Below are 21,130 nucleotides of genomic sequence, written 5' to 3'. Positions count from 1 at the left end.
ATAGATCGATGCTAATTTTGAAAAGCGGGTAATGAAACGAGGCTTTGGAATTGCTTTTAATTAACCGGCTCGGCGAAGGTCTCGAGCTCCTTCACGAGCTCGTCCACGATCTCGCATTCCTTAAAAGAACGGACGAGCTTCCCGTCCTTATATAACATGCCCTTGCCGCGGCCGCCGGCTATGCCGATATCCGCCTCCGAGGCCTCTCCGGGGCCGTTCACGACGCATCCCAATATGGCGATCTTTATCGGCCTCGGGAGCTCGATCCCGGTAATCCTCTGCTCGACGTCCTTGACCAACTTCATGAGGTCTATCTCGAGCCTCCCGCATCCGGGGCACGAGATGAGCTCTATGCCGTTCCGCCTCATGCCGAGGGAGCGGAGTATCTTGAGTCCGACATCAATTTCGTCGACAGGGTCTCCCGTTAGCGAGACCCTTATGGTGTCCCCTATGCCTTCGGCTAAGAGCGTGCCTATGCCGACAGAAGACTTGATGGTCCCCATCTCGTAGGTGCCCGCTTCGGTGACGCCCAGATGAAGCGGGTAGTCCGTCTTCTCGGCGAGTATGCGGTATGCGGCTATCATCTTCCTGACGTCGGTCGATTTTACGGATATCTTGATGTCTCTGAAATCGAGGTCTTCGAGTATCGAGACGTGCCTGAGCGCGCTCTCGGCCAGGGCTTCGGGCGTCGGGGAGCCGTGCTTTTTCAATATGTCTTTCTCGAGGGAGCCTGAATTGACGCCTATCCTGATGGGTATCCCCCTCTCCCTGACGGCGTCGACGACGGCCTTTATCCTGTACCTGGCGCCGATGTTGCCGGGGTTTATCCTCATGCCGTCCACGCCCTGCCTGACAGCCTCGAGCGCGAGCTTATAGTCGAAATGGATGTCCGAGACAATGGGTATCTTCGTCCGTTTTTTTATCTTTCCGAGGGCGAGAGCCGCGTCCATATCGGGGACCGCGAGGCGTACTATGTCGCACCCAGCTTTCTCGAGAGACTTTATCTGCGCGACCGTGGCCGGGACGTCCCTCGTATCGGTCTTGGTCATGGACTGCACGGTGACGGGCGCGCCTCCGCCCACACTGACGCTGCCTATATTTATCCGCCTCGAGTTTCTCTGCATATGCCGCATTCTATCTAATTATACGCGATTACCGTGTGTGTTACACATGGAAGGTCGATACAGGCCGCGGAGCTTTCCTGATGCGCGCGCCTCAGTTGAGGAGCGCCTGATCTCCGCCTGCTTTCTTGCGGCCCTGTCCTTTCCCGTTCTGTTTGGGGTCGACCGGGTTTCCGTGCTCGTCGATACCCTTGATGTTCCTGCACTTGGGATAGCCCGTGCAGCCGAGGAATTTGCCGAACCTGCCGCTCCTCACGGCCATCGGCTTTCCGCACTTGTCGCACTTTATGTCTTCCCTTATTACGGGCTCCGCCTTCTCTATAATTTTTATATTGCCCTCGGGGTCGTATTCGAAATTCTTTGCGTTCTTGCAGTCGGGATAGCGCGTGCACGCGAGGAACTCGCCCCTCCTGCTCCTCTTTATGACCATCGGGGCGCTGCACTTGTCGCACTTTATGTCTTCCCTTATCACAGGAGGCACCTTCTCCACGACCTTTATATTGCCCTCGGGGTCGTACTCGAAAGCCTTCGCGTTCTTGCATTCGGGGTACCGCGAGCACGACAAGAACTCCCCGTTCCTTCCCCATTTCACGATCATGTGCGATCCGCAGAGGTCGCACGCGATGTCGGTGGGTATGCCGTCCCTCTTTAGGCTCTTCATGGTATCCTGCGCCTTGTCGAGTCTCGACGAGAACCCCTGATAGAACCCTTTCAGAAGCTCGACCCAGTTTACGTTGCCCTCCTCCACGTTGTCGAGCTTCTCCTCCATGTCGGCCGTGAACTTCACGTCCATTATCTCGGGGAAGCCCTGCACGAGGAGGTCGTTCACCGAGCATCCGAGGAGTGTGGGCTTGAGCTTGCTCTTCTCCTTGGTCACGTATTCGCGGTCTATAATGGTAGAGAGTATGGTCGCGTAAGTGGAAGGCCGACCGACGCCCTTTTCCTCGAGCTCCTTCACTAGGGAGCTTTCGGTGAACCTCGGGGGCGGCTGCGTGAAATGCTGTATCCCCTTGACATCCAGGAGGTCGAGCTCTTCGCCCTTCGAGAGCTCGGGGAGCTTTTTCATTTCGTCCTTTTCCTTCTCTTCCTCCTCCTCTTCCATGCCTTCGAGATATACGGCGGAAAATCCGGGGAATTTCACGACCGAGCCCGTCACCCTGAAGGTCCCTCTCCCGGCCTTTATCTCGACCGTCGTCTGGTCGTAGATAATCGGGTTCATCTGGGAGGCGACGAACCTCTGCCATATGAGCTTATAGAGCTGGAACTCGTCGTCGGAGAGGTATTGTTTTACGGAATCGGGGAGCTTGTTAACGTAAGTAGGCCTTATGGCTTCGTGGGCGTCCTGCGCCGATTTCTTGACCTTGAACGTATTCGGCTTTTCGGGCAGGTATTCGCCGCCGTATGTCTGCCTGATTATATCCCTCGCCTCGTTGAGCGCGTTCGCCGATATCCTCACCGAGTCGGTCCTCATGTACGTGATGAGCCCGACGGGACCCTCCTCGCCGAGATCGATGCCCTCATAGAGCTTCTGCGCGAGCGTCATCGTCTTTTTAACGGAGAACCTGAGCTTCCGGGAAGCCTCCTGCTGAAGCGTGCTCGTGATGAACGGAGGCAGCGCGTTCTTTTTCCTCTCCTTCCTTTCGACCGAGTGTACAACGAACTTTTCGTTCTTTACGGAATCGACTATCGAGCTCGCTAGTTTTTCGTCGGATATTTCGGCCTTCTTACCGTCGTAAGACGACAGCACCGCGGTGAACGAAGAGTCGGGCGTATCCTTGACCCTCTTGAGGTCGGCCTCTATCGTCCAGTACTCCTCCGTCTTGAAGGCCTCAATCTCGCGCTCCCTGTCGACAACGAGCCTGAGCGCCACGCTCTGCACCCTGCCCGCGCTCAAGCCCTTCTTGACCTTCCTCCACAGGATCGGACTTACCTGATAGCCGACCAGGCGGTCGAGGATCCTCCGCGCCTGCTGGGCTTCGAACCTGTCCTGGCTGAGAGTGGTCGGATGGGCTATGGAGTCCTTGACGGCGTTCTCGGTTATTTCGTGTATGAGGACGCGGTGGGATTTGTTCCTTATGTTCAGTTTATCGGCTATGTGCCAGGCTATGGCCTCGCCTTCCCTGTCGGGGTCTGACGCGAGGTAGACCTTGTCCGCGTCCTTGGCGGCCTTCTTCAGCTGGTTCAAATATTTGCTCTTGCCCTTTATGACGACATAGTGGGGATTGAAATCGTTCTCTATATCGACGCCGAGCTTGCTGCTCGGGAGGTCGACGAGATGCCCCGAAGAAGCCTCGACGGCGAAACTCTTCCCGAGAAACTTCTTGATGGTCTTCGCCTTGGCGGGAGACTCCACTATTACAAGAGATTTAGCCATTCATCCTCCTTTTCCCCTGTTAACCTGTTTATCACAATATTAAGCATAAACAAAACCGATTCAATCTTTAGCCAAAAAGATACAGGCATTTTACCTGAATATAATTTGATGCAAATATAGGTTTACGGATGCCCGATGCACGGAAACACGGATCGCCGGACGCCCTATCCCGTCTGAGCCGCATCTCCCGGAAGCCTGACGTAATTTGTTAGTTTGTCCTAAAATTTGTCCGGTTTGCAAGTTTATAACCATCAGGCGCAACGCTATTTCCGCTTGAAAAACCGCATTCAGTTTCTCAAATCCGCTCCTTAACCATCCGTTATGACACGAGATTCGAAGGCAAATTAAAACGCCCGGAGGGCTGTCTGCCGGCTCCCGTCCCGGCGGCACGGTTTTTGCGAATTTATCAACTTGTAAACCTATGGCCCAGAAAGGAATCACAATAGCCCTCATATCGGACTCCAAGCTGATATTGAACGGCATACGCAAGATACTGGAATTCGAGCCGGGGATAATAATCGTCGCCGAGGGAGCGGGGCTCAGCCAGCTGAGATACTGCGCAAAGGTCGAGAGGCCGGATTTCATATTTCTCGACAACAGGGAATCGGCATACGACGTCGGGAAGCTCATGCGCTCGCACGCCATAAAGGCCGGAGACATAAAGGTGATAGAATTTACACAGGAAGAGAGGAGCGGAGAGAGCGCCCCTAACCTTATCAACGTCAACCACGAGACGACATCGACCGAGCTCGTCGCGATAATAAAGAAGGGGGGCAAGGAAGGTCAGGCTCCCGGCCCTAAAAAAACAGACGAGCCCGAACGCTCGAGGATCACGAAAACGGAATCAAGGATAATCAAGCTCATCGCCGCCGGGGAAAGTAATAAAGACATTGCCGGAAAGCTTTCCGTGAGCGAGAAAACGGTGAAGGCGCACATCACGAATATCTTCGAAAAGCTCCACCTCCAGAACAGATACCAGCTCATGCTCTACGGGAAGAGGATGAAGAAAAACGCCGAGATGGGTATCTAGTTGCCCATGCCGACGCCGAAATATTTGAACCCGAGATTCCCGAGCTTCGCCGGGTCGTAGAGGTTCCTGCCGTCGAATATCACGCAGTCCTTCATGATCTCTTTCATCTTCGTGAAATCGGGCTGCCTGTACTCGTTCCATTCGGTGTTTATCACGAGCCCGTGAGCCCCCTTGCACGCGTCGTAGTTGGACGCGGCGTAGTGCACGCTGTCGCCGAAATGCAGCTTCGCGTTTTCCATGGCGACGGGGTCGTGGACGACCACCTCAGCGCCCGCCCCGGTGAGCTTGTCTATAATATAAAGCGAAGGCGCTTCCCTGATGTCGTCCGTTTCGGGCTTGAAAGATATCCCCCAGACCCCTATCCTCTTCCCTTTGAGCCCGCCCTTGTAATATCCCGCGATCTTGTTCCAGAAGATCTCCCTCTGGCGCGCGTTGACCTCGTCGGTCGCCCTGCAGACCTTGAGGTCGTAGCCGAGCCCCTTCGCCATGCTTACGAGCGCCTTTACGTCCTTGGGGAAGCAGGAACCGCCGTAGCCTATCCCGGGAAAGAGGAAGTGGCGGCCTATCCTGCCGTCTGAGCCGATAGCCGCCCTTATCTCGGATATATCGGCCCCTACGAGCTCGCAAAGATTTGCGATGTCGTTCATAAACGAGATGCGCGTTGCCAACATGGCGTTAGCCGTGTATTTCGCAAGCTCGGAGGACCTTATGGATACCGCTATGGCCCTGTCGCCCGAGCGCATGAAGGGCGAGTAGAGCTCCTTCAGAATCCCACCCACGGAAGGCTTGTCGACGCCTATGATAACCCTGTCGGGCTTCATGAAGTCCTCTACCGCGTCGCCTTCCTTGAGGAACTCGGGGTTGGACGCCACGTCGAACTCGATGGAGGTCATTTTCCTTATCTCGTCGCGGACCATCTCCGTAGTCCCGACCGGCACGGTGCTCTTCGTAACTATTATCTTGTAATCGTCCATGTGCTCCCCGATCGACCTCGCGGCGCTCAGCACCGCATCCATGTTCGCCGAGCCGTCGTGATTGGGAGGGGTCCCGACGGCTATCAGTACGATAAAAGAATTCCTGACCGCATGCCCTATGTCGGTCGTAAAATGGAGGCGCTTTTCCTTGAAGTTCTTTTTTACTATCTCTTCGAGGCCGGGCTCGTAAAAGGGAACATGACCCTTCTTGAGGCTCTTTACCTTGTTCTCGTCTATATCCACGCATATTACGTTGTTGCCGCTCCCTGCGAGGCATGCGCCGGTGACTAGACCTACGTAGCCTGTGCCGATCACGCTCAGATTCATGCTGTATGCTCCATACCCGATGACGGGATTGATTTCATTGACGATTTACCCGGAGTTGATTTCTCGTCCAAAGCAGAGAGATTTAATTTAGTACCAATTTCGGACTTAATCAAGGACGAGCGCCCCAAGAGACCCGCATGCCGTGTTTATGACACTCGATTATTTAACTGACGAGCCCGTGGCGGAAGCCGAATAATATGAGTTCCGACCTGTTCTTCACCTTGAGCTTCTTGAACACTTTATAGAGGTGGAACTTCACCGTCTTCTCGCTTATGTAAAGCTCGTCGGCCACATCCTTGTTAGTGTAGCCGTTGAGCACGAGCTTGATGATTTTTATCTCCGTCTCGGTGAGGTCGTATATCTCCCCCTTGCCCCGTACGGTCTTGGCGGGATACGCGGAGCCGTCGAGCACCTTGCCCATGAGCTTCCTTTCCACCCAGAGCTCGCCGCTGTGGACGGCGGCGACCGATTTTATCAGGTGCCTGGAATCGGTGTCTTTTACGAGGTAGCCCCTCACCCCCGACCTTATCGCGTTTATGAGCAGGTTCTCGTTATAGTCGTTGTCTATTATCAGGATCACCTTCGCGACCTTGTTCTTTTTAATGAGACTCAATATCCTCGCGAGGTTAAGGCCGCGGAGGTCGACGTCAAGCAGCAGTATATCGAATACGTGCTCTTCGCAGGACTGGATCAGGTCGATGAGGTTAGAGACCTTTGCGACTACATCGATCCCCGGGTCGTCTTCCAGTATCTTCGATATGCCTTCCCTCAGAAGAGGGAAATGGCAGGCGACTATAGTCCTTATCGGCTCCGTGCCGTTATTAGACACCGCTTTCGGCTGAGACATGCTCTCCTTCCGTCCCAAAAACCCGATCCGCCAGCCGGACCGCACCCTCACGATTGCGGCGGACCGGTTAATAACGCTTGAGAATTTAATATAATTACAATACCAAAGTCTTAAAATGTCAACATACTTTGGTTATAAAAAGCTTAGGACTAAAGTAAGACGGTGCGAATTCAGAGCTTTCTCAGGAAAAGCTTGCCCGGCTGTTGTGATATATAACCGTTCAGCTCGAGCGAAAGCAAAAGCGATAGGACGCTTGAGGGTTCGAGCCCGGAAAGTCTGATTATATCATCTATGTGCACGGGCTCGCCGCCGAGAACCGAATACACGGCCTTCTCCTTGTCCGATAGAGACAAGATGAGGCTTTCGAGGACTTCCGGCGAACCGCAACCCTTCAGATCCCTTAAGACCTCGATCTCGTTTATTATATCGTCCACCGTCTCTACGAGCGTGGCACCCCTTTTGATAAGCCAGTTGGTCCCCCTCGAGAGCTTCCTGTCCACGTTCCCGGGAACGGCGAATACTTCTTTATTCTGGTCGAGCGCGAAGGAGGCGCTTATGAGGGAGCCGCTCTTGTCGGACGCCTGCACGACCACGACGCCCAGGGATAAGCCGCTTATGATGCGGTTCCGCCTCGGGAAGTTCTGGGCGAGGGGCGGGGTGCCTATGAGGAATTCGGAGAGAACGGCTCCGCTTCCGGAAATATCCCTGTAGAGCTTCGTGTTCTCGGGCGGGTAGACGACGTCGACGCCAGAGCCCAGGACCGCTATCGTGCGCCCTCCCCTCCTCAAGGCCTCCTGCTGCGCGATCGAGTCTATTCCGCGCGCCATCCCGCTCACTATGGTCACGCCCAGAGCGGCGAGCTCCCCCGAGAGGGCCTCCGTGACGGTACGCCCGTACCTGTCGGGAACCCTCGTCCCGACTATCGCAATCGATATCCTGTCGCGCGGCATGAGGCTGCCCTTCGCGAAAAGGAAGGGAGGTGGGTTGTAGATCCGGAGGAGCTCCTCGGGATAACCGGGGTCGCCGAGTGTGATGAACTCGTATCCCGACTTCTTTATCCTCTCGACCTCATGATCGACCTTTTCCCATTCGTCAAAGCTCTTGATCGCCTGAACGGCCTTCTCGCCTAAGCCTTCCACCTCGGAGAGTCTTTTCGCTGAAGCTTTAAATATGTCTTCGACCTTGGGGAACCTGGTAAAGAGGTTTTTGATATAGACGTCCCCGATCCCGTTTACGAAGCTGAGTGCAATCCAGTACCTTGCGTCGTCCTGCATGAAGGAAAGTATTAACCGCAAATGGGGAGAGGGGCAAGGATGCGGCGCGCCGGGGGCATGCTCCGGGGAATTATATCCGGAGAGTTTAAAAACGAGATCCTGAAATGATCCTGAAACGATCCCGGATCGGAGTCCGGGACAAGGTTCAGGACATGGTTCAGGATGACTGACTTAAAAGGATGAGATTGCCGCGGCTCCTCCGGAGGTTGGAATTTATATTATATCGTTTCTAAGTACAGTTGCTCTTCTATAATCAGCCAGTACCGACCGGTTCTTGCGCACGCTCAGAACCGTTGCAATGACAGAAAAATAATCCGTCCTTCGACAAGCTCAGGACGAAGGGGTTAAAACTAAATCCCCCTTAGTCCCCCTTTTTCTAAGGGGGAAATAAAAAGACAAAATATGAGATCCTGAAACGATCTCGGATCGGAGTCCGGGACAAGGTTCAGGACATGGTTCAGGATGACTGACTTTAAAGGATGTTAACCCGTTCATGCTTCGACAAGCTTCCCCCTTCGTTAAAGCTTCGGGGGACAGGGCGGACAAACGGATTTGGTTTATTTTATTGAATTGAGGTACACCCCCACCCTAGCCCTCCCCCCTCCTACAGAGGGGGAGGGAATTAAAAAAAAGAGACGAGATGCTGAAACAATCCCGGATCAAATCCAGGACATGGTTCAGGATGACAAGAAGTTTACAAATGAACGATTTAGTCATACTTGAGCTTCTCGCCGAGGCTTTTCATCTTCCCCTCCATCGTATAGGGCTTGTCCGTCCTCTCGCTTATCCTTACAGTAGTGCTTATGCGCTCGACACCTTTCGACCTCAACGCCTCGTGGCATTTCCTTACGAGAGGGGTTATATCCTCCCATTCGCATTCTATATTCGTCCCCATGGAATGGGATTCGTATCTGAGGCCGCTCGACTCTATAACCCTCATCACCAGGGCGACGTATTCGGAGAGCGAGGCGCCGACGCCTATGGGGATTACGCTCAGCTCTATTATCATATTCGTATCTCTCCAAGACCGGTTTACAATCATATAATACAACATACGGAGGAGGACGATATGAAAAGCCTGACCGAGTACCTGTGGTTCAATACTGCGGAGAAGAGGGAGATGGTGCATATAACCGATATAGTAAGCGATATAGTAAGGAGGAGCGGAGTGCGGGAGGGGTTTGCGCTCGTATCCGCCATGCATATAACTGCGGCCGTTTACGTGAACGACCTCGAGGACGGGCTGATAGAGGACATATGGGAATGGCTCGAAGGGCTCGCCCCTTACCGCCGTGACTACAGGCACCACAGGACCGGCGAGGACAACGGGGACGCGCACCTGAAGAACCTCATAATGCATCACCAGGTCATACTCCCCGTTACAAAGGGGGAGCTCGACCTCGGCCCCTGGCAGAGGGTGTTTTACGCGGAGTTCGACGGGGGGAGGAGGAAGAGGGTCATCGTGAAGGTCATGGGCGAATGAGGGGCGTTCGGGGATTGCCCGGTAAGCTCCGTTATAATAAATACGCATGGACGGGAATCGCAAGAGCGGGGACACGGAATACAGGTTCTTCATAGACAAGAACGGGAACTGGTTCCAGGACGGGATAAGGATAAGGCACAGGGGGACCTACCTCTACAACAACAGTCTCCTCGATACGGACGAGGACGGGAGATTCTTCGTAGACGAGGGGAGCGGGAGGCTCTACGTGGAGGTGGAGGACACGCCATACGTCGTGAAGATGGTTTACAGGCGCGGAGATGAATTTATCCTCAGACTCAACGACGAGACCGAAGAGGTCCTTGATTTAGGCTCGCTCCGGCTCACAGCCGGCAACGTCCCCTACGCGAAGGTGAAAAACAAGAGGTACGAAGCGAGGCTCACGAGGCCGGCATACTACGAGCTTATGAAACATGCGGAGAAGGGGGGAAAAGAGTATTTTATTACTGCGGGCGGCAAAAAGCATCTACTCAAGAAAAAGAATCCCGGTTACTGAAGCGAGCTTACCAATCTCACTATAATCTCATCGGATAGTAAAGTGCCCTTCCTTGTTAGCCTTATTCTATCGTCCGACAGCTCGATAAAACCGTCTTCTCTTAACGACTCGATCCGTCCTGCGTCGGGCGCAACGCCGTATCTGCTGATCAAGCTGCTCACATTTATGCCCTCGTTCAGCCTGAAACCCATTATGATACTGTCTTCAACGGCCTCTTCCCTGGAAAGCTCTTCAGTGAAGTCGAGGGGTTTTCTTCCCTCGCCTGCGGCTTTCATATACGAAGCCGGGTTCCTCACGTTCGCCCATCTACGGCCCCACGGGAACCCCTCCGTCTTCATGTGGGAATGCGCGCCCGCGCCGAGCCCGATGTAGTCCTGCCCCTTCCAGTAAAGGAGGTTATGCCTGCACTCGAAACCCGGCCTCGCGTAGTTCGATATCTCGTACTGACCGTAACCCGCATCGCCCAGGAACGCCGTCGTATAGCTTATGAATTCCGAAAGCGCGTCCTCTTCCGGCAGAAGCAGCTTCCCCTTTTTGAAGAGCGCGCCGAACTCCGTGCCGTCCTCTATGGTGAGACAGTAGGCAGACAAGTGGGTCGACCCGAAACGGACCGCTTCCTCGAGGTCGCCCCGCCATTCCTCGAGTGTCTCTCCTCCGGTGCCGTACATGAGGTCGAAGTTATAGTTCCCGAAGCCCGCCCTCCGCACGTCGTCGAGTATACGCCTGCCGTCCTCAGGGGTGTTGATCCTGCCGAGGAACCGGAGCTTCCTTTGGGAAAAGGACTGGACGCCGACGCTAATCCTGTTCACACCGGCCCCGCGGAATCCCGTGAGCTTATTCGAGTCGGCCGTCTTCGGGTTTACCTCGAGGGTTGCCTCGATATCACGCCCGGGATCGGTTACCTCGTAAATTTTAGAGATTATTCTCCCTATGCTTTTCGGCTCGAAAATAGAAGGTGTCCCTCCCCCGAAGAAAATCGTATCGCACCCGCGTCCCTCGATTTCGCTTCTGTAGAGATCTATCTCCCGGAGTATAGACTCCGTATACTCCTCCTCGGGAAGGCTCCCCCTGACGCCCCAGGAATTGAAATCGCAGTAGGGGCATTTCTTGACGCAGTAGGGTATATGTATATAGATTCCGAAGGCCATTACGGTATTTTACGGGAGCCGGGGGGACGCCGCAACAGCGGGGGGATTGCAACGGATATGTTTTAGCGTCATATTATTGCATAAATAAGGGTATGATATGAAGCCGATAGGCGCAAGACTTATAGTCTTACTGTTAGTTCTCTCAGGGCTCAGCCCCGCACTGTCTCAGGAGAAAAAGGTCCTGTCCCTCGAGGAGGCGGTCGGCATAGCACTCGAAAATAACCCCGGAATTACGGTCTCGGACGCTAACATCGAGATATCGAAGGCTTTCGTGAGGAACATGCAGGCCCCCTATTATCCCGACATTTATACGAGGATCATAGTGCCTTTCGTCGGCAGGGAGTCCGGTTTCTTCCTCGACCAGATGATATGGGACTTCGGGCGCACCTCGAACAAGGTGAAGTCGGGCAAGGCCCAGCTCGAGTCCGCAAAATACGACAGGGAGACGACGAGGGAGGATATCGAGCTCAACACCATAGTCAGCTACTACGGCGTCCTCTCCCAGATGCATATTACGGAGGCGCGGGGAAAAAAGGTGGCGGAAGCGGAGAGACGTTTCGAGCGCGCGGAGGGGTTTTATAAAGCGGGCAGGGTCTCGCAGATAGAGGTGACGAAGGAGGAGGTCAGCCTCGGAAATGCGAAGATGGAGCTCGCCGCGGCGAGGAACGACCTCGAGATCGCGGAGGACAGCCTCATGGCCGCGATGGGCATGGAGGGCGAATTTAATTTCGAGCTCGTCGATACGACCGTGTACGAAAAAAAGGATATAAGCCTCGAAGACTCGATAGACCGGGCTCTCGAAACGAGACCCGAGATAAAGAGCCTCAAGGCGCAGGAGGCCTCGATGAAGGCGAACCTCGCGGCGACGAAGAAGGAGTTTTATCCGCTGCTCTTCGGAAGGACGGCTTACAGATTCAAGGGGGAAGGGGCGGAGACGCCGGGATTCATAGCGGGTGTAGGGTTTCAGCTCCCAATATTCGACGGTTTCTCCAGGTTCGCGAACGTACAGGACGCGAAGGCGAAGCTCATGCGGTCCCAGGCCGAGATGGAAACGGCGAAGGTAGAAATCGCGGCAGAGGTGAAGCAGCTGAGGCTCGATCTCGATCTCGCGCAGCAGAATATACAGATAACCGAGAAGACGAGGGAGTCCGCCGAGAGGAGCTTCCTCCTCGCGCAGGAACGGTACAGGCTCGAAAGGGCGTCCGAGCTCGAGCTCGCAGAGGCCGAAGCCCTCTACTCGTCGAGCAACGCGGCATACATGCAGGCTATTTACAATTATAATATAACGGCCGCGAAGCTCGAGCGCGCCGTAGGCGGAACTGATGAAGCTGATAAATAAGAAGACTGTCGCCGGACTCGTCGTGATCCTGTTAGCGGGAATCTACCTCGTGCCGAGGTTCCTGGGCGGGAACGATTCCCGCATCACATACAGGACGGCGGAAGCGGACAGGGACGACGTGATATCACTCATCACCGCGACCGGGACGCTAAACCCACTCACGACGGTCGGCGTCGGGACGCAGGTCGAAGGCGCCGTGAGCAACATCCTCGCCGACTTCAACTCGGAAGTGAAGACGGGAGACCCGCTCGCGGAGATAAACCCGGCGCCGCTCGAGATCGAGCTCAAAAGCGCCCAGGCCGCCATGAAGAAAGCGGAGGCCGACTTCGGCATCGCGAGCTCCCTCTGGAAGGCGAACAAGGAGCTCTACGAAAAGAGACTAATACCCAAAGAGGAATTCGACGACTCGCAGTCGAAATACTCATCGGCGCTGGCCGCTTTCGATCAGTCGAAGGTCGCACTCGAGATCGCCAGAACCAATCTGGAGAATACGGTAATAAGGTCTCCCATTGACGGAATAGTGCTTTCGAGGAGCGTGAACGCGGGCGAGACCGTCGCCCCCGGAGGGAAAGCGCTATTCGTGATATCGAACGATTTGAAAGACATGAAGATAGATACGAAGGTGAGCGAGGCCGATATAGGCAAGCTAGTGCCGGGCCAGAAGGCCTATTTCAAGGTGGACGCCTATCCGGGAGAGACGTTCGAGGGGACGGTATCGCAGGTGAGGAACGAGCCTATAGTGACCAACAACGTCGTCACGTATAACGTCGTCGTTGAGACCGGGAACGAGGAGATGAAGCTGAAACCGGGGATGACGGCCGAGGTGAAGATAGTCGTAGCCGATAAGAAGGACGTTCTCCGCGTGCCCACGGCGGCGCTCAGGTTCATCCCGCCGTCTTCGGCCGATATAAAGGAGAGGCCCGACGAGCTCTCGGACAATTCGTACGTATGGATAACGCTAAGGAACGGCCAGATCGGGGCGCTCCCCGTAAAGACCGGGGTCAGCGACGATATCTACACCGAGATACTGGACGGGGACCTCAGGGAAGGGCAGAAGGTGATAATAGAGGCCGTAACCGGCTCGAAATCGAACGGAAGCTCGTCATACCTCCCTCAGCCGAGGAGATTCTGACGGATGGGCGGGAACGTCATCGTCACGAGAGGCATACACAAAATCTATAAGCTCGGGGACACGGATGTCCACGCATTAAGGGGCGTTTCGGTGGACATCGGGGAAGGAGAGTTCGTCTCGATAATGGGTGCCTCGGGCTCAGGCAAAAGCACGTTCATGAACATAATCGGCTGCCTCGACAAGCCGACGAGCGGTGATTATTACCTCGACGGCGGGAAGGTCTCGGAGCTGGGCAGGGACGAGCTCGCAGAGATCAGGAACAGGAAGATAGGGTTCGTATTCCAGAGCTTCAACCTCCTTGCGAGGACGACCGCGGCCGAGAACGTGGAGCTTCCCATGATATACAACGACTCACCAGCCCGGACGAGGGCGAAGCTCGCCTACGAGGCGCTCGAGCGCGTGGGGCTCAGCGGCAGGGAGAAGCATTACCCGTCCCAGCTATCCGGCGGGCAGCAGCAGCGCGTCGCTATCGCCAGGGCGATAGTTAACGACCCGAGCATAATACTCGCCGACGAGCCCACGGGGAACCTCGACACATCCATGAGCCGGGAGATAATGGAGATATTCAAATCTCTCAACGAGCAGGGCAAGACGATCATTATAATCACGCACGAGCACGATATAGCCGAGTACGCGGAGCGGGCAATCGTATTCAAGGACGGCTCCATAATCGAGGAAAAGAGAAAAGACAAAAGCGGCGCGAGGGCCGCGTCGACCAGGCATACATGAACTTCCAGGCAGCGCTCAGGGTCTCTTCGAGGGCCATAAAATCAAACAAGATAAGGTCGATCCTTACGACACTCGGCATCATCATCGGGGTCGCCGCCGTAATATCCCTGGTTTCCCTCACGCAGGGGGCGAACAGGATGATCGAGGAGCAGCTTACGAGCCTCGGCGGAAAGTCTCTGTTCGTAAACCCAGGCAAGCGCGGCGTCGGGGTGCAGGAAAACGCAATCGACCTCACCGCGGCCGACGCGGACGCTATAAGGGGTATCGATATCGTGAAGTACGTCTCCCCTATGGTGGACGCACCAGAGCAGGTTGTGTGGGGGAACAGGAACTGGTTCACGGTGGTAGTGGGCACGAGCCCCGATTTCGTATACATAAACGACTGGTATCCGGAATCCGGGGTGTTCTTCAACAACGAGGACGTATCGAAGACGGAGAACGTCTGCGTGCTCGGTAAGACGGTCGTGTCGAACCTCTTCGGGTACAGGGACCCGGTCGGGCAGACGGTCAGGATAGGGAAGAATTCGTTCAGGGTGATAGGGGTGATGAGCCCGCTCGGACAGACCTCAGGCGGCAGGGACCAGGACGATGTGGCGCTCATCCCTTATACGACGTTCCAGAAAAGGATACTCGGTACGGATACGCTCGAAACAATATCCGTCGCAGTCGGTTCGCCTGACGATATACCGGCCGCTGAATCCCGTATAAGGTCAGTTCTCAGGGAAAGGCACAAGCTGGATAAAAACGCGGAGGACAACTTTTATATAAGGTCGCAGATGGGCGTGATCGACAGGATATTCGCTATCTCGAACATCATGACGGTGCTCCTGGGGAGCATAGCATCGATCTCGCTCGTCGTGGGCGGCATCGGCATAATGAACATCATGCTCGTATCAGTAGGCGAGAGGACGAAGGAGATAGGGATAAGGATGGCTGTCGGGGCCAAGGAAAAGGATATAATGATGCAGTTCCTGATAGAGGCGGTGCTGCTTTCGCTCACGGGGGGCGTGATAGGCATCGCGGCGGGCGTCCTGGGATCGAAGATAGCGTCTTCAGTCACAGGCTGGAAAACCGTTATATCGCCCGAATCGATCCTGATCTCTTTCTTCTTCGCAGCTCTGATAGGAATATTTTTCGGTATCTATCCAGCGCGGAAGGCGTCGAAGCTAGACCCCATCGAGGCGCTCAGATACGAGTAGGAAACCCCGCTCGCCGGAGCCTGAGTTCTAATAGTAGACGTCGATGAATCCCGCGCCGCCGACCGAGAAATCGTCCTGCTGGTCGCCGTTCACGTCCTCGAGGTTCTCAACGACGCTCCCGAAGTCGGTATCGCCGTCCTGACCAGCGAGGGTGATGTTCGCCTGGTTTGCCGAGACCATGTCGGGAAAATCGTCCTCACCAAAAAATATGTACACGGCGCCGTTCGGAACGCCGGGCGCCCCTACCCCGAAATCCGCATTGGTCACTTTGTATTCAAGCACTATGGCAGTGTTCCTCTGCTCCTCTATCAATTCCGGAGTGAGGAAGGGGAACACGCTTATCGACGTGCCGAACAGGTCTCCCGGGTTCAAACCCGTAAACTCAGTCTCGACTACAGGCGTCGTGCCGTCTTTGAGGTTGGCCTCAAGCGCCTCGCCCGAATAGAGGAACACCGAGCCCGTATCGGAGTTCGTTCCAGGAGCGCCTACAATCACGTCGTCCGTACCGAAGCCGTCCTCGTCTATGTCCCCGTTGCCTGAAATGCTCGTGCCGAAGCCGTCCGCTGCGCTCCCTTCCAGTATAAGGACGTCTGTGGTGTCGGTCGCCAGGTCTTTGCTCTGGAGGTTGGACTTACCGAAAATAATATACGCCTTCCCGATCTCGGGAGCCCCTACCCCGAACTCATCGGAGCCGTTATTGTCGATACGGCCGAGGAGAGAGATATCGAAACCGAAGAGCCCTCCCGCCTGCTGTCCCGTGAATATGGCTTTCGCGTTCGTAGCGGGGACCTCTACGTTCTTCTCCAGGTCGCCGCCCTTAAACACGTATACCCTTCCGGTCTCGGAGCTGTAAAACGGGGCGCCTACTATGAACACGCCCCTCCCGTTCGTCACTCCGCTTCCCTGAGCGACCGAAAAACCGAAGTTGTCCCCGGGGTTCTCTCCGACTATCTCGTAATGGTCTTCGCTGCCGTTCACCAGGTCTATGACTGACGGAATCTGCCTGCTGCCGAGAACGATGTATACCTTTCCGGTGCCTCCGTTGAAATCAGGCGCGCCTATTATGAGCTCCTGCGCCTGGCTGTCGCCCGTGAAATCGTTCGTCGTGGCTAAAGAGGCGCCGAAGCTGTCAGACGCGTTTCCGATGATCGTGACGTCGGCGTCGGCGACGTCTATGGTAGTGCTTCCGTTTTCAGTGAGGTCGTTCTGGCCGAAGAATATATAGACCATTCCCAGACACGGGTCCCCGATAGCGATGTCGTTAATATCCGTATCGAGGCCGCCGCCGCCGCAAAAGTTGTCGTCATCATCGATTATGCATACGTTCTGCGTTACGAGCTCGCCGTCGTAATTCCCCGCCGCGACAGATTGCCCGATGCAGCTCCCGGGCTCGCTGCTCACGTATCTCACGTTCTGAAGCGGCGTCGAAAGCTCGACCACGTTCGACGGCTGCGAGGAGCCGCCCGTCTCGTCGTTGCTGCGTATCGAATAGAAGTATCTCGTGTCCCCCGTGATATCGAGCCTCGGCGAAAGGAAGCTCTCGGCGCTCCCCGCGGGCTGAGGCACCTGGAAGTCGGGGACCTGGGTCGCGTCCTTGAAGTTGTCTATGACCGCGTCCTGGATCTCGGCAAAAGGCACGCCGTCCAGATTGGGGACGCCCAGTATTTCGGCTACCTGCTCGTCGCTGTAGAACCTCGGGAAGTAAATGGTCACAGTCCCGCTGTTCCCGTTATCTCCCGGGGCTGTCCAGCTGAGGAGCCTCGTGATCTCCTCCGATGTGAGGTCGGATATAGTCCCGGGCGTTTTGTCGTCGCCGACGGCGCATGAAATTAGAAGTGCTATAAGAGAAATGCATGCGCATATATAAATCGATTTCAATTTACGAGCAAGCGTCATAAGTTTTTTTCCTTGGAGAATTATTTTTAAATCACAGAATTTTACCGAACCTGCTGCATATTTCCAACAAAAAGAATAAACTCGTCCGCCTGAACGCAGTGTCTTGTGAATTACCGTATTCCTCACGTGAGTCCCGCGGGAACGCTGCATTAATAATAACCGATAAAATTTACCGATTTGATAGGAACCGACTCCTGTGGTAATTTCCCTTAGCCTATATTCGAACCTTCCGGAGGATTATAGAGTGTCTACAATAGCTTCTGTTAAAGCGAGAGAAATTCTGGACTCGAGGGGGAACCCTACGATCGAGGTGGATATTCTATGCGATGACGGCTCATTCGGAAGGGCCGCAGTCCCTTCGGGGGCTTCCACGGGCGAGCACGAAGCGATCGAGCTCAGGGACAACGATAACAAGAGGTACCTGGGAAAGGGCGTCGAGAAAGCCGTAAAGAACGTGAACAGGGTCATAGCGCCTAAGCTCGCAGGGCTCGATGTATCGTCGCAAGGCACGATTGACGGGCTCATGATCGAGCTCGACGGCACGCCCAATAAATCGAAGCTCGGGGCGAACGCTATACTCGGCGTTTCGCTCGCTGCGGCGAGGGCCGCTTCGGACTCCCTCCGCATACCCCTTTACAGGTACCTGGGCGGCATTACGGCCAATACCCTCCCTGTGCCCCTGATGAACATTGTCAACGGGGGGGCGCACGCCGACAACAACCTCGATTTCCAGGAGTTCATGATAGTGCCGCTCGGATTCAGGAGCTTCCGGGAAGCCATAAGGGCGGGCGTAGAGGTATTCCATAACCTGAAATCCATACTGAAGAAGAAAGGCTATTCGACGTCCGTCGGCGACGAAGGAGGATTCGCCCCCTCACTCAAATCGAACGAGGAAGCGGTCGAGTGCATATCGGAGGCGATCGTAAGAGCGGGCTACAAGACCGGCACGGGGATAGCGCTCGCATTAGACGTGGCGTCGAGCGAATTTTACGAGAACGGCAAATATACAGTGGAAGGCAGGAAGCTCGGCAAGGAAAAGTTGATTGAGCTCTACGGCGAGTGGGTGAAGCGCTACCCTATAATATCGATAGAAGACCCCCTCGCGGAAGACGACTGGGAAGGCTGGCGCATGATCACGAAAGAGCTCGGCCAGAAGGTGCAGATCGTCGGGGACGACCTCTTCGTAACAAATACCAAGAGGCTCGAGAGAGGAATAAAGGAAAAAGCCGCGAACTCGATACTGGTAAAGGTGAACCAGATAGGGTCGCTCACCGAGACGCTCGACGCTATCAGGACGGCCGAGAAGGCGGGCTACACCTATATAATCTCGCACCGCTCGGGGGAGACCGAAGATTCGACGATCGCCGATATAGCGGTCGCAACGAACTCGGGGCAGATAAAGACGGGCTCCGCGTCTAGGAGCGACAGGATAGCCAAATACAACCGCCTCCTCAGGATTGAAGAGGAGCTAGGGAGCGAAGCCGTATACCCGGGCAGATCGGCATTTAAGGTCTGAGACCGGGCGCTGCGAGGTCAAACCGGTATTGATTATCGGGAATTAGTACTTATATTTCACCTGTATAAACGGGGATCATTGGGGACGCGCCATGCATAAGTACTTTCTATCATGTATAATTTAGTTCTACTGTCAAATCCGGAGAGGGAAAGGTAATGCCTGAAAAGACACTTTTTAAAAAGATTTGGGAAGCGCACGTGGTGGACGAGGAGCCGGGGAAGCCTACACTTCTTTACATCGACCTCCACCTCGTTCACGAGGTCACCTCGCCCCAGGCGTTCGAGGGGCTCAGGCTTTCCGGGAGAAAGGTCAGGAGGCCCGACCTCACGTACGCCACGATGGACCACAACGTGCCGACCACGAACAGGGCGCTGCCGATAGAGGACCCTATATCGGCGCAGCAGATTGAGGTATTGGTCAGGAACTGCGAGGAATTCGGCATCACGCTCTTCGGTCTCAAAATAAACAGCGAGATGCAGGGCATAGTGCATGTGATCGGCCCCGAGCTCGGGCTGACCAAGCCGGGTCTGACGATCGTGTGCGGCGACAGCCATACGTCCACACACGGGGCTTTCGGCTCTCTCGCATTCGGGATAGGCACGAGCGAGGTCGAGCACGTGCTTGCGACCCAGTGCCTGAGGCAGAGCCTGCCCAGGGAATTCGAGGTCAAGGTGACGGGCGCGCGCGGCTACGGCGTGACGGCCAAGGACATAATACTGAGCATCATCGGGCATATCGGAACGGCGGGGGCCACGGGGACAGTCGTGGAGTACCGCGGGCCCGCCATAGAGGCCCTGACTATGGAAGAAAGGATGACAATATGCAATATGTCGATCGAGGCAGGCGCGAGGGCGGGAATGATCGCGCCCGACGAGAAGACATTCGAATACATAAAAGGACGGAGATACGCCCCCAAGGGAAGGGAGTTCGATGAAGCGGTCGCCGAATGGAGGAAGCTCAGGACGGACGATGGGGCGAAATTCGATAAATCCATCACGCTCGACGCCTCGAGAATGGCTCCCCAGGTGAGCTGGGGCACGAACCCAGGAATGGTCACGGACGTGACGGGCATAGTGCCCGATCCGGGCGCAATCGATAACGAGAACGACCGCAAAGCGACTGAGAGCGCGCTCGAATACATGGGGCTCAAGCCCAGGACCCCCATACAGGACATAAAGGTCGACAGGGTCTTCATAGGCTCCTGCACGAATTCGAGGATACAGGACCTGACGGAGGCGGCAAAAATAGTAAAAGGCAGGAAGGTATCCCCCACGGTGAGAGCCATGGTGGTGCCGGGCTCACAGCTCGTAAAGCTCCAGGCGGAGAAGATCGGCCTCGACAAGATATTCAAGGAGGCGGGGTTCGAATGGAGGGAATCGGGGTGCAGCATGTGTCTCGGCATGAACCCCGACATACTTGAGCCCGGCGAGAGGTGCGCGAGCACGTCCAACAGGAACTTCGAGGGACGCCAGGGCAAAGGGGGGAGGACGCATCTTGTCAGCCCGATAATGGCCGCGGCCGCGGCGATAGAAGGCCACTTCGTAGACGTAAGGGAATGGGACTTACAGAAGGAAATTTAAAAAGGGAGAGAACATGGAACCGCTCAGGAAAGTTACGGGGATCGTCGCCCCGCTCGACAGGATGAACGTGGACACCGACCAGATAATTCCGAAGCAGTTTTTAAAAAGGATAGAGAGGACCGGGTTCGGGGAGTTTCTTTTCTTCGACTGGCGGTATAAAGAGGACGGCAGCCTCAACCCCGAATTCGAGCTTAACAGGGAGCATCTGAAAGGAGCCAACATATTGCTCACGGGACACAACTTCGGGAGCGGCAGCTCCAGGGAGCACGCCCCCTGGGCGCTCAGGGAATACGGCTTCCAGGTGATCATAGCCCCTTCCTTCGCCGACATTTTCTACAATAACTGTTTCAAGAACGCCATACTCCCCATAGTGCTGAGTGAGGAGCTCGTAGAAGAGCTCTTCTCGAGGGTGAACGCGGAGAAAGGCTACACACTCACGGTCGATCTCGAAACCCAGAGCATGGAGGGAGAGGACGGCTGGAAAGCCAAGTTCGACATAGATCCCTTCAAGAAGAAAACACTCCTCGAGGGCCTGGACGATATCGCGCTTACGCTCCATAACGAGGACAAAATAAGTGCTTACGAGGCTCTCATGTCCAAAAGGCGGAAGTGGGCGATACCGGCTGAGCCCCACTGAAAAGGTGCCC

At 55.3% G+C, this 21,130-nt stretch carries 18 protein-coding genes; 10 read left to right on the top strand and 8 right to left on the bottom strand.

Annotation, left to right across the window (positions count from 1 at the left end; translation table 11 throughout):
• Positions 1-56: 56 nt before the first annotated feature.
• Positions 57-1,124 (bottom strand): flavodoxin-dependent (E)-4-hydroxy-3-methylbut-2-enyl-diphosphate synthase, encoded by a 1,068-nt coding sequence (gene ispG, locus AB1598_12950; protein ID MEW6145916.1) that lies wholly within the window; start codon positions 1,122-1,124, stop codon positions 57-59.
• Positions 1,125-1,215: 91 nt separating this feature from the next.
• Positions 1,216-3,495, bottom strand: coding sequence for a type I DNA topoisomerase (gene topA / locus AB1598_12945; protein ID MEW6145915.1), 2,280 nt, complete (start codon positions 3,493-3,495; stop codon positions 1,216-1,218).
• A gap of 421 nt (positions 3,496-3,916) precedes the next feature.
• Between topA and AB1598_12940 the strand changes: the two genes are divergently transcribed.
• Positions 3,917-4,525, top strand: a complete 609-nt coding sequence (locus AB1598_12940; protein MEW6145914.1) for a response regulator transcription factor — start codon at positions 3,917-3,919, stop codon at positions 4,523-4,525.
• Here AB1598_12940 and AB1598_12935 read toward each other — a convergent pair.
• The 4 genes from AB1598_12935 to AB1598_12920 form a co-directional block, all read right to left on the bottom strand.
• Positions 4,522-5,826 carry a UDP-glucose/GDP-mannose dehydrogenase family protein gene (locus AB1598_12935; GenBank protein MEW6145913.1) on the bottom strand — a complete coding sequence of 435 codons (1,305 nt, stop codon included), beginning with the start codon at positions 5,824-5,826 and terminating at the stop codon, positions 4,522-4,524. The two genes, AB1598_12940 and AB1598_12935, sit on opposite strands and share 4 nt — an antisense overlap.
• Before the next feature lie 163 nt (positions 5,827-5,989).
• Positions 5,990-6,673 carry a response regulator transcription factor gene (locus AB1598_12930; protein MEW6145912.1) on the bottom strand — a complete coding sequence of 228 codons (684 nt, stop codon included), beginning with the start codon at positions 6,671-6,673 and terminating at the stop codon, positions 5,990-5,992.
• A gap of 170 nt (positions 6,674-6,843) precedes the next feature.
• On the bottom strand, positions 6,844-7,947 hold the full coding sequence (gene dprA / locus AB1598_12925; protein ID MEW6145911.1) for a DNA-processing protein DprA: 1,104 nt from the start codon (positions 7,945-7,947) through the stop codon (positions 6,844-6,846).
• 709 nt (positions 7,948-8,656) lie between these two features.
• A complete protein-coding gene (locus AB1598_12920; GenBank protein ID MEW6145910.1) occupies positions 8,657-8,956 on the bottom strand; it encodes an MTH1187 family thiamine-binding protein in 300 nt (99 codons plus the stop codon).
• A 60-nt stretch (positions 8,957-9,016) separates the two neighbouring features.
• On the opposite strand from AB1598_12920, the gene AB1598_12915 reads away from it, so the two are divergent.
• Positions 9,017-9,430 carry a secondary thiamine-phosphate synthase enzyme YjbQ gene (locus tag AB1598_12915; GenBank protein ID MEW6145909.1) on the top strand — a complete coding sequence of 138 codons (414 nt, stop codon included), beginning with the start codon at positions 9,017-9,019 and terminating at the stop codon, positions 9,428-9,430.
• 46 nt (positions 9,431-9,476) lie between these two features.
• Positions 9,477-9,944 (top strand): hypothetical protein, encoded by a 468-nt coding sequence (locus AB1598_12910; protein MEW6145908.1) that lies wholly within the window; start codon positions 9,477-9,479, stop codon positions 9,942-9,944.
• On the opposite strand, the gene hemW is transcribed toward AB1598_12910, so the two are convergent.
• The gene (gene hemW, locus AB1598_12905; GenBank protein MEW6145907.1) at positions 9,938-11,092 is read right to left on the bottom strand and encodes a radical SAM family heme chaperone HemW; all 1,155 of its coding nucleotides are present in this window, start codon (positions 11,090-11,092) and stop codon (positions 9,938-9,940) included. The two genes, AB1598_12910 and hemW, sit on opposite strands and share 7 nt — an antisense overlap.
• A gap of 97 nt (positions 11,093-11,189) precedes the next feature.
• Here hemW and AB1598_12900 point away from each other — a divergent pair, with 97 nt between their 5' ends.
• From AB1598_12900 to AB1598_12885, 4 genes are read left to right on the top strand one after another with little or no spacing between them, the layout of a single operon-like run.
• Complete coding sequence (locus tag AB1598_12900; GenBank protein MEW6145906.1) at positions 11,190-12,431, top strand: TolC family protein; 1,242 nt, start codon at positions 11,190-11,192, stop codon at positions 12,429-12,431.
• The gene (locus tag AB1598_12895) at positions 12,415-13,563 is read left to right on the top strand and encodes an efflux RND transporter periplasmic adaptor subunit (GenBank protein ID MEW6145905.1); all 1,149 of its coding nucleotides are present in this window, start codon (positions 12,415-12,417) and stop codon (positions 13,561-13,563) included. The genes AB1598_12900 and AB1598_12895 overlap by 17 nt, the downstream gene beginning before the upstream one ends.
• A gap of 3 nt (positions 13,564-13,566) precedes the next feature.
• Complete coding sequence (locus AB1598_12890) at positions 13,567-14,292, top strand: ABC transporter ATP-binding protein (GenBank protein MEW6145904.1); 726 nt, start codon at positions 13,567-13,569, stop codon at positions 14,290-14,292.
• Positions 14,289-15,491, top strand: coding sequence for an ABC transporter permease (locus tag AB1598_12885; protein ID MEW6145903.1), 1,203 nt, complete (start codon positions 14,289-14,291; stop codon positions 15,489-15,491). Before AB1598_12890 ends, AB1598_12885 begins: the two co-directional genes overlap by 4 nt.
• A gap of 27 nt (positions 15,492-15,518) precedes the next feature.
• Here the strand turns inward: AB1598_12885 and AB1598_12880 are convergent, their stop codons facing one another.
• Complete coding sequence (locus tag AB1598_12880) at positions 15,519-17,387, bottom strand: hypothetical protein (protein MEW6145902.1); 1,869 nt, start codon at positions 17,385-17,387, stop codon at positions 15,519-15,521.
• A gap of 244 nt (positions 17,388-17,631) precedes the next feature.
• Between AB1598_12880 and eno the strand changes: the two genes are divergently transcribed.
• From eno to leuD, 3 genes are all read left to right on the top strand, one after another.
• Positions 17,632-18,903 carry a phosphopyruvate hydratase gene (eno, locus tag AB1598_12875; protein ID MEW6145901.1) on the top strand — a complete coding sequence of 424 codons (1,272 nt, stop codon included), beginning with the start codon at positions 17,632-17,634 and terminating at the stop codon, positions 18,901-18,903.
• A gap of 155 nt (positions 18,904-19,058) precedes the next feature.
• A complete protein-coding gene (leuC, locus tag AB1598_12870; GenBank protein ID MEW6145900.1) occupies positions 19,059-20,483 on the top strand; it encodes a 3-isopropylmalate dehydratase large subunit in 1,425 nt (474 codons plus the stop codon).
• A gap of 13 nt (positions 20,484-20,496) precedes the next feature.
• On the top strand, positions 20,497-21,120 hold the full coding sequence (gene leuD, locus AB1598_12865) for a 3-isopropylmalate dehydratase small subunit (protein MEW6145899.1): 624 nt from the start codon (positions 20,497-20,499) through the stop codon (positions 21,118-21,120).
• Positions 21,121-21,130: the final 10 nt, after the last annotated feature.

The organism is Thermodesulfobacteriota bacterium (assembly GCA_040754335.1).
Taxonomy (GTDB): Bacteria; Desulfobacterota_D; UBA1144; order Nemesobacterales; family UBA2774; genus 2-12-FULL-53-21.
Note: the sequence above shows the minus strand (reverse complement) of the source record. Positions and strands in the feature narration are given on the sequence as shown.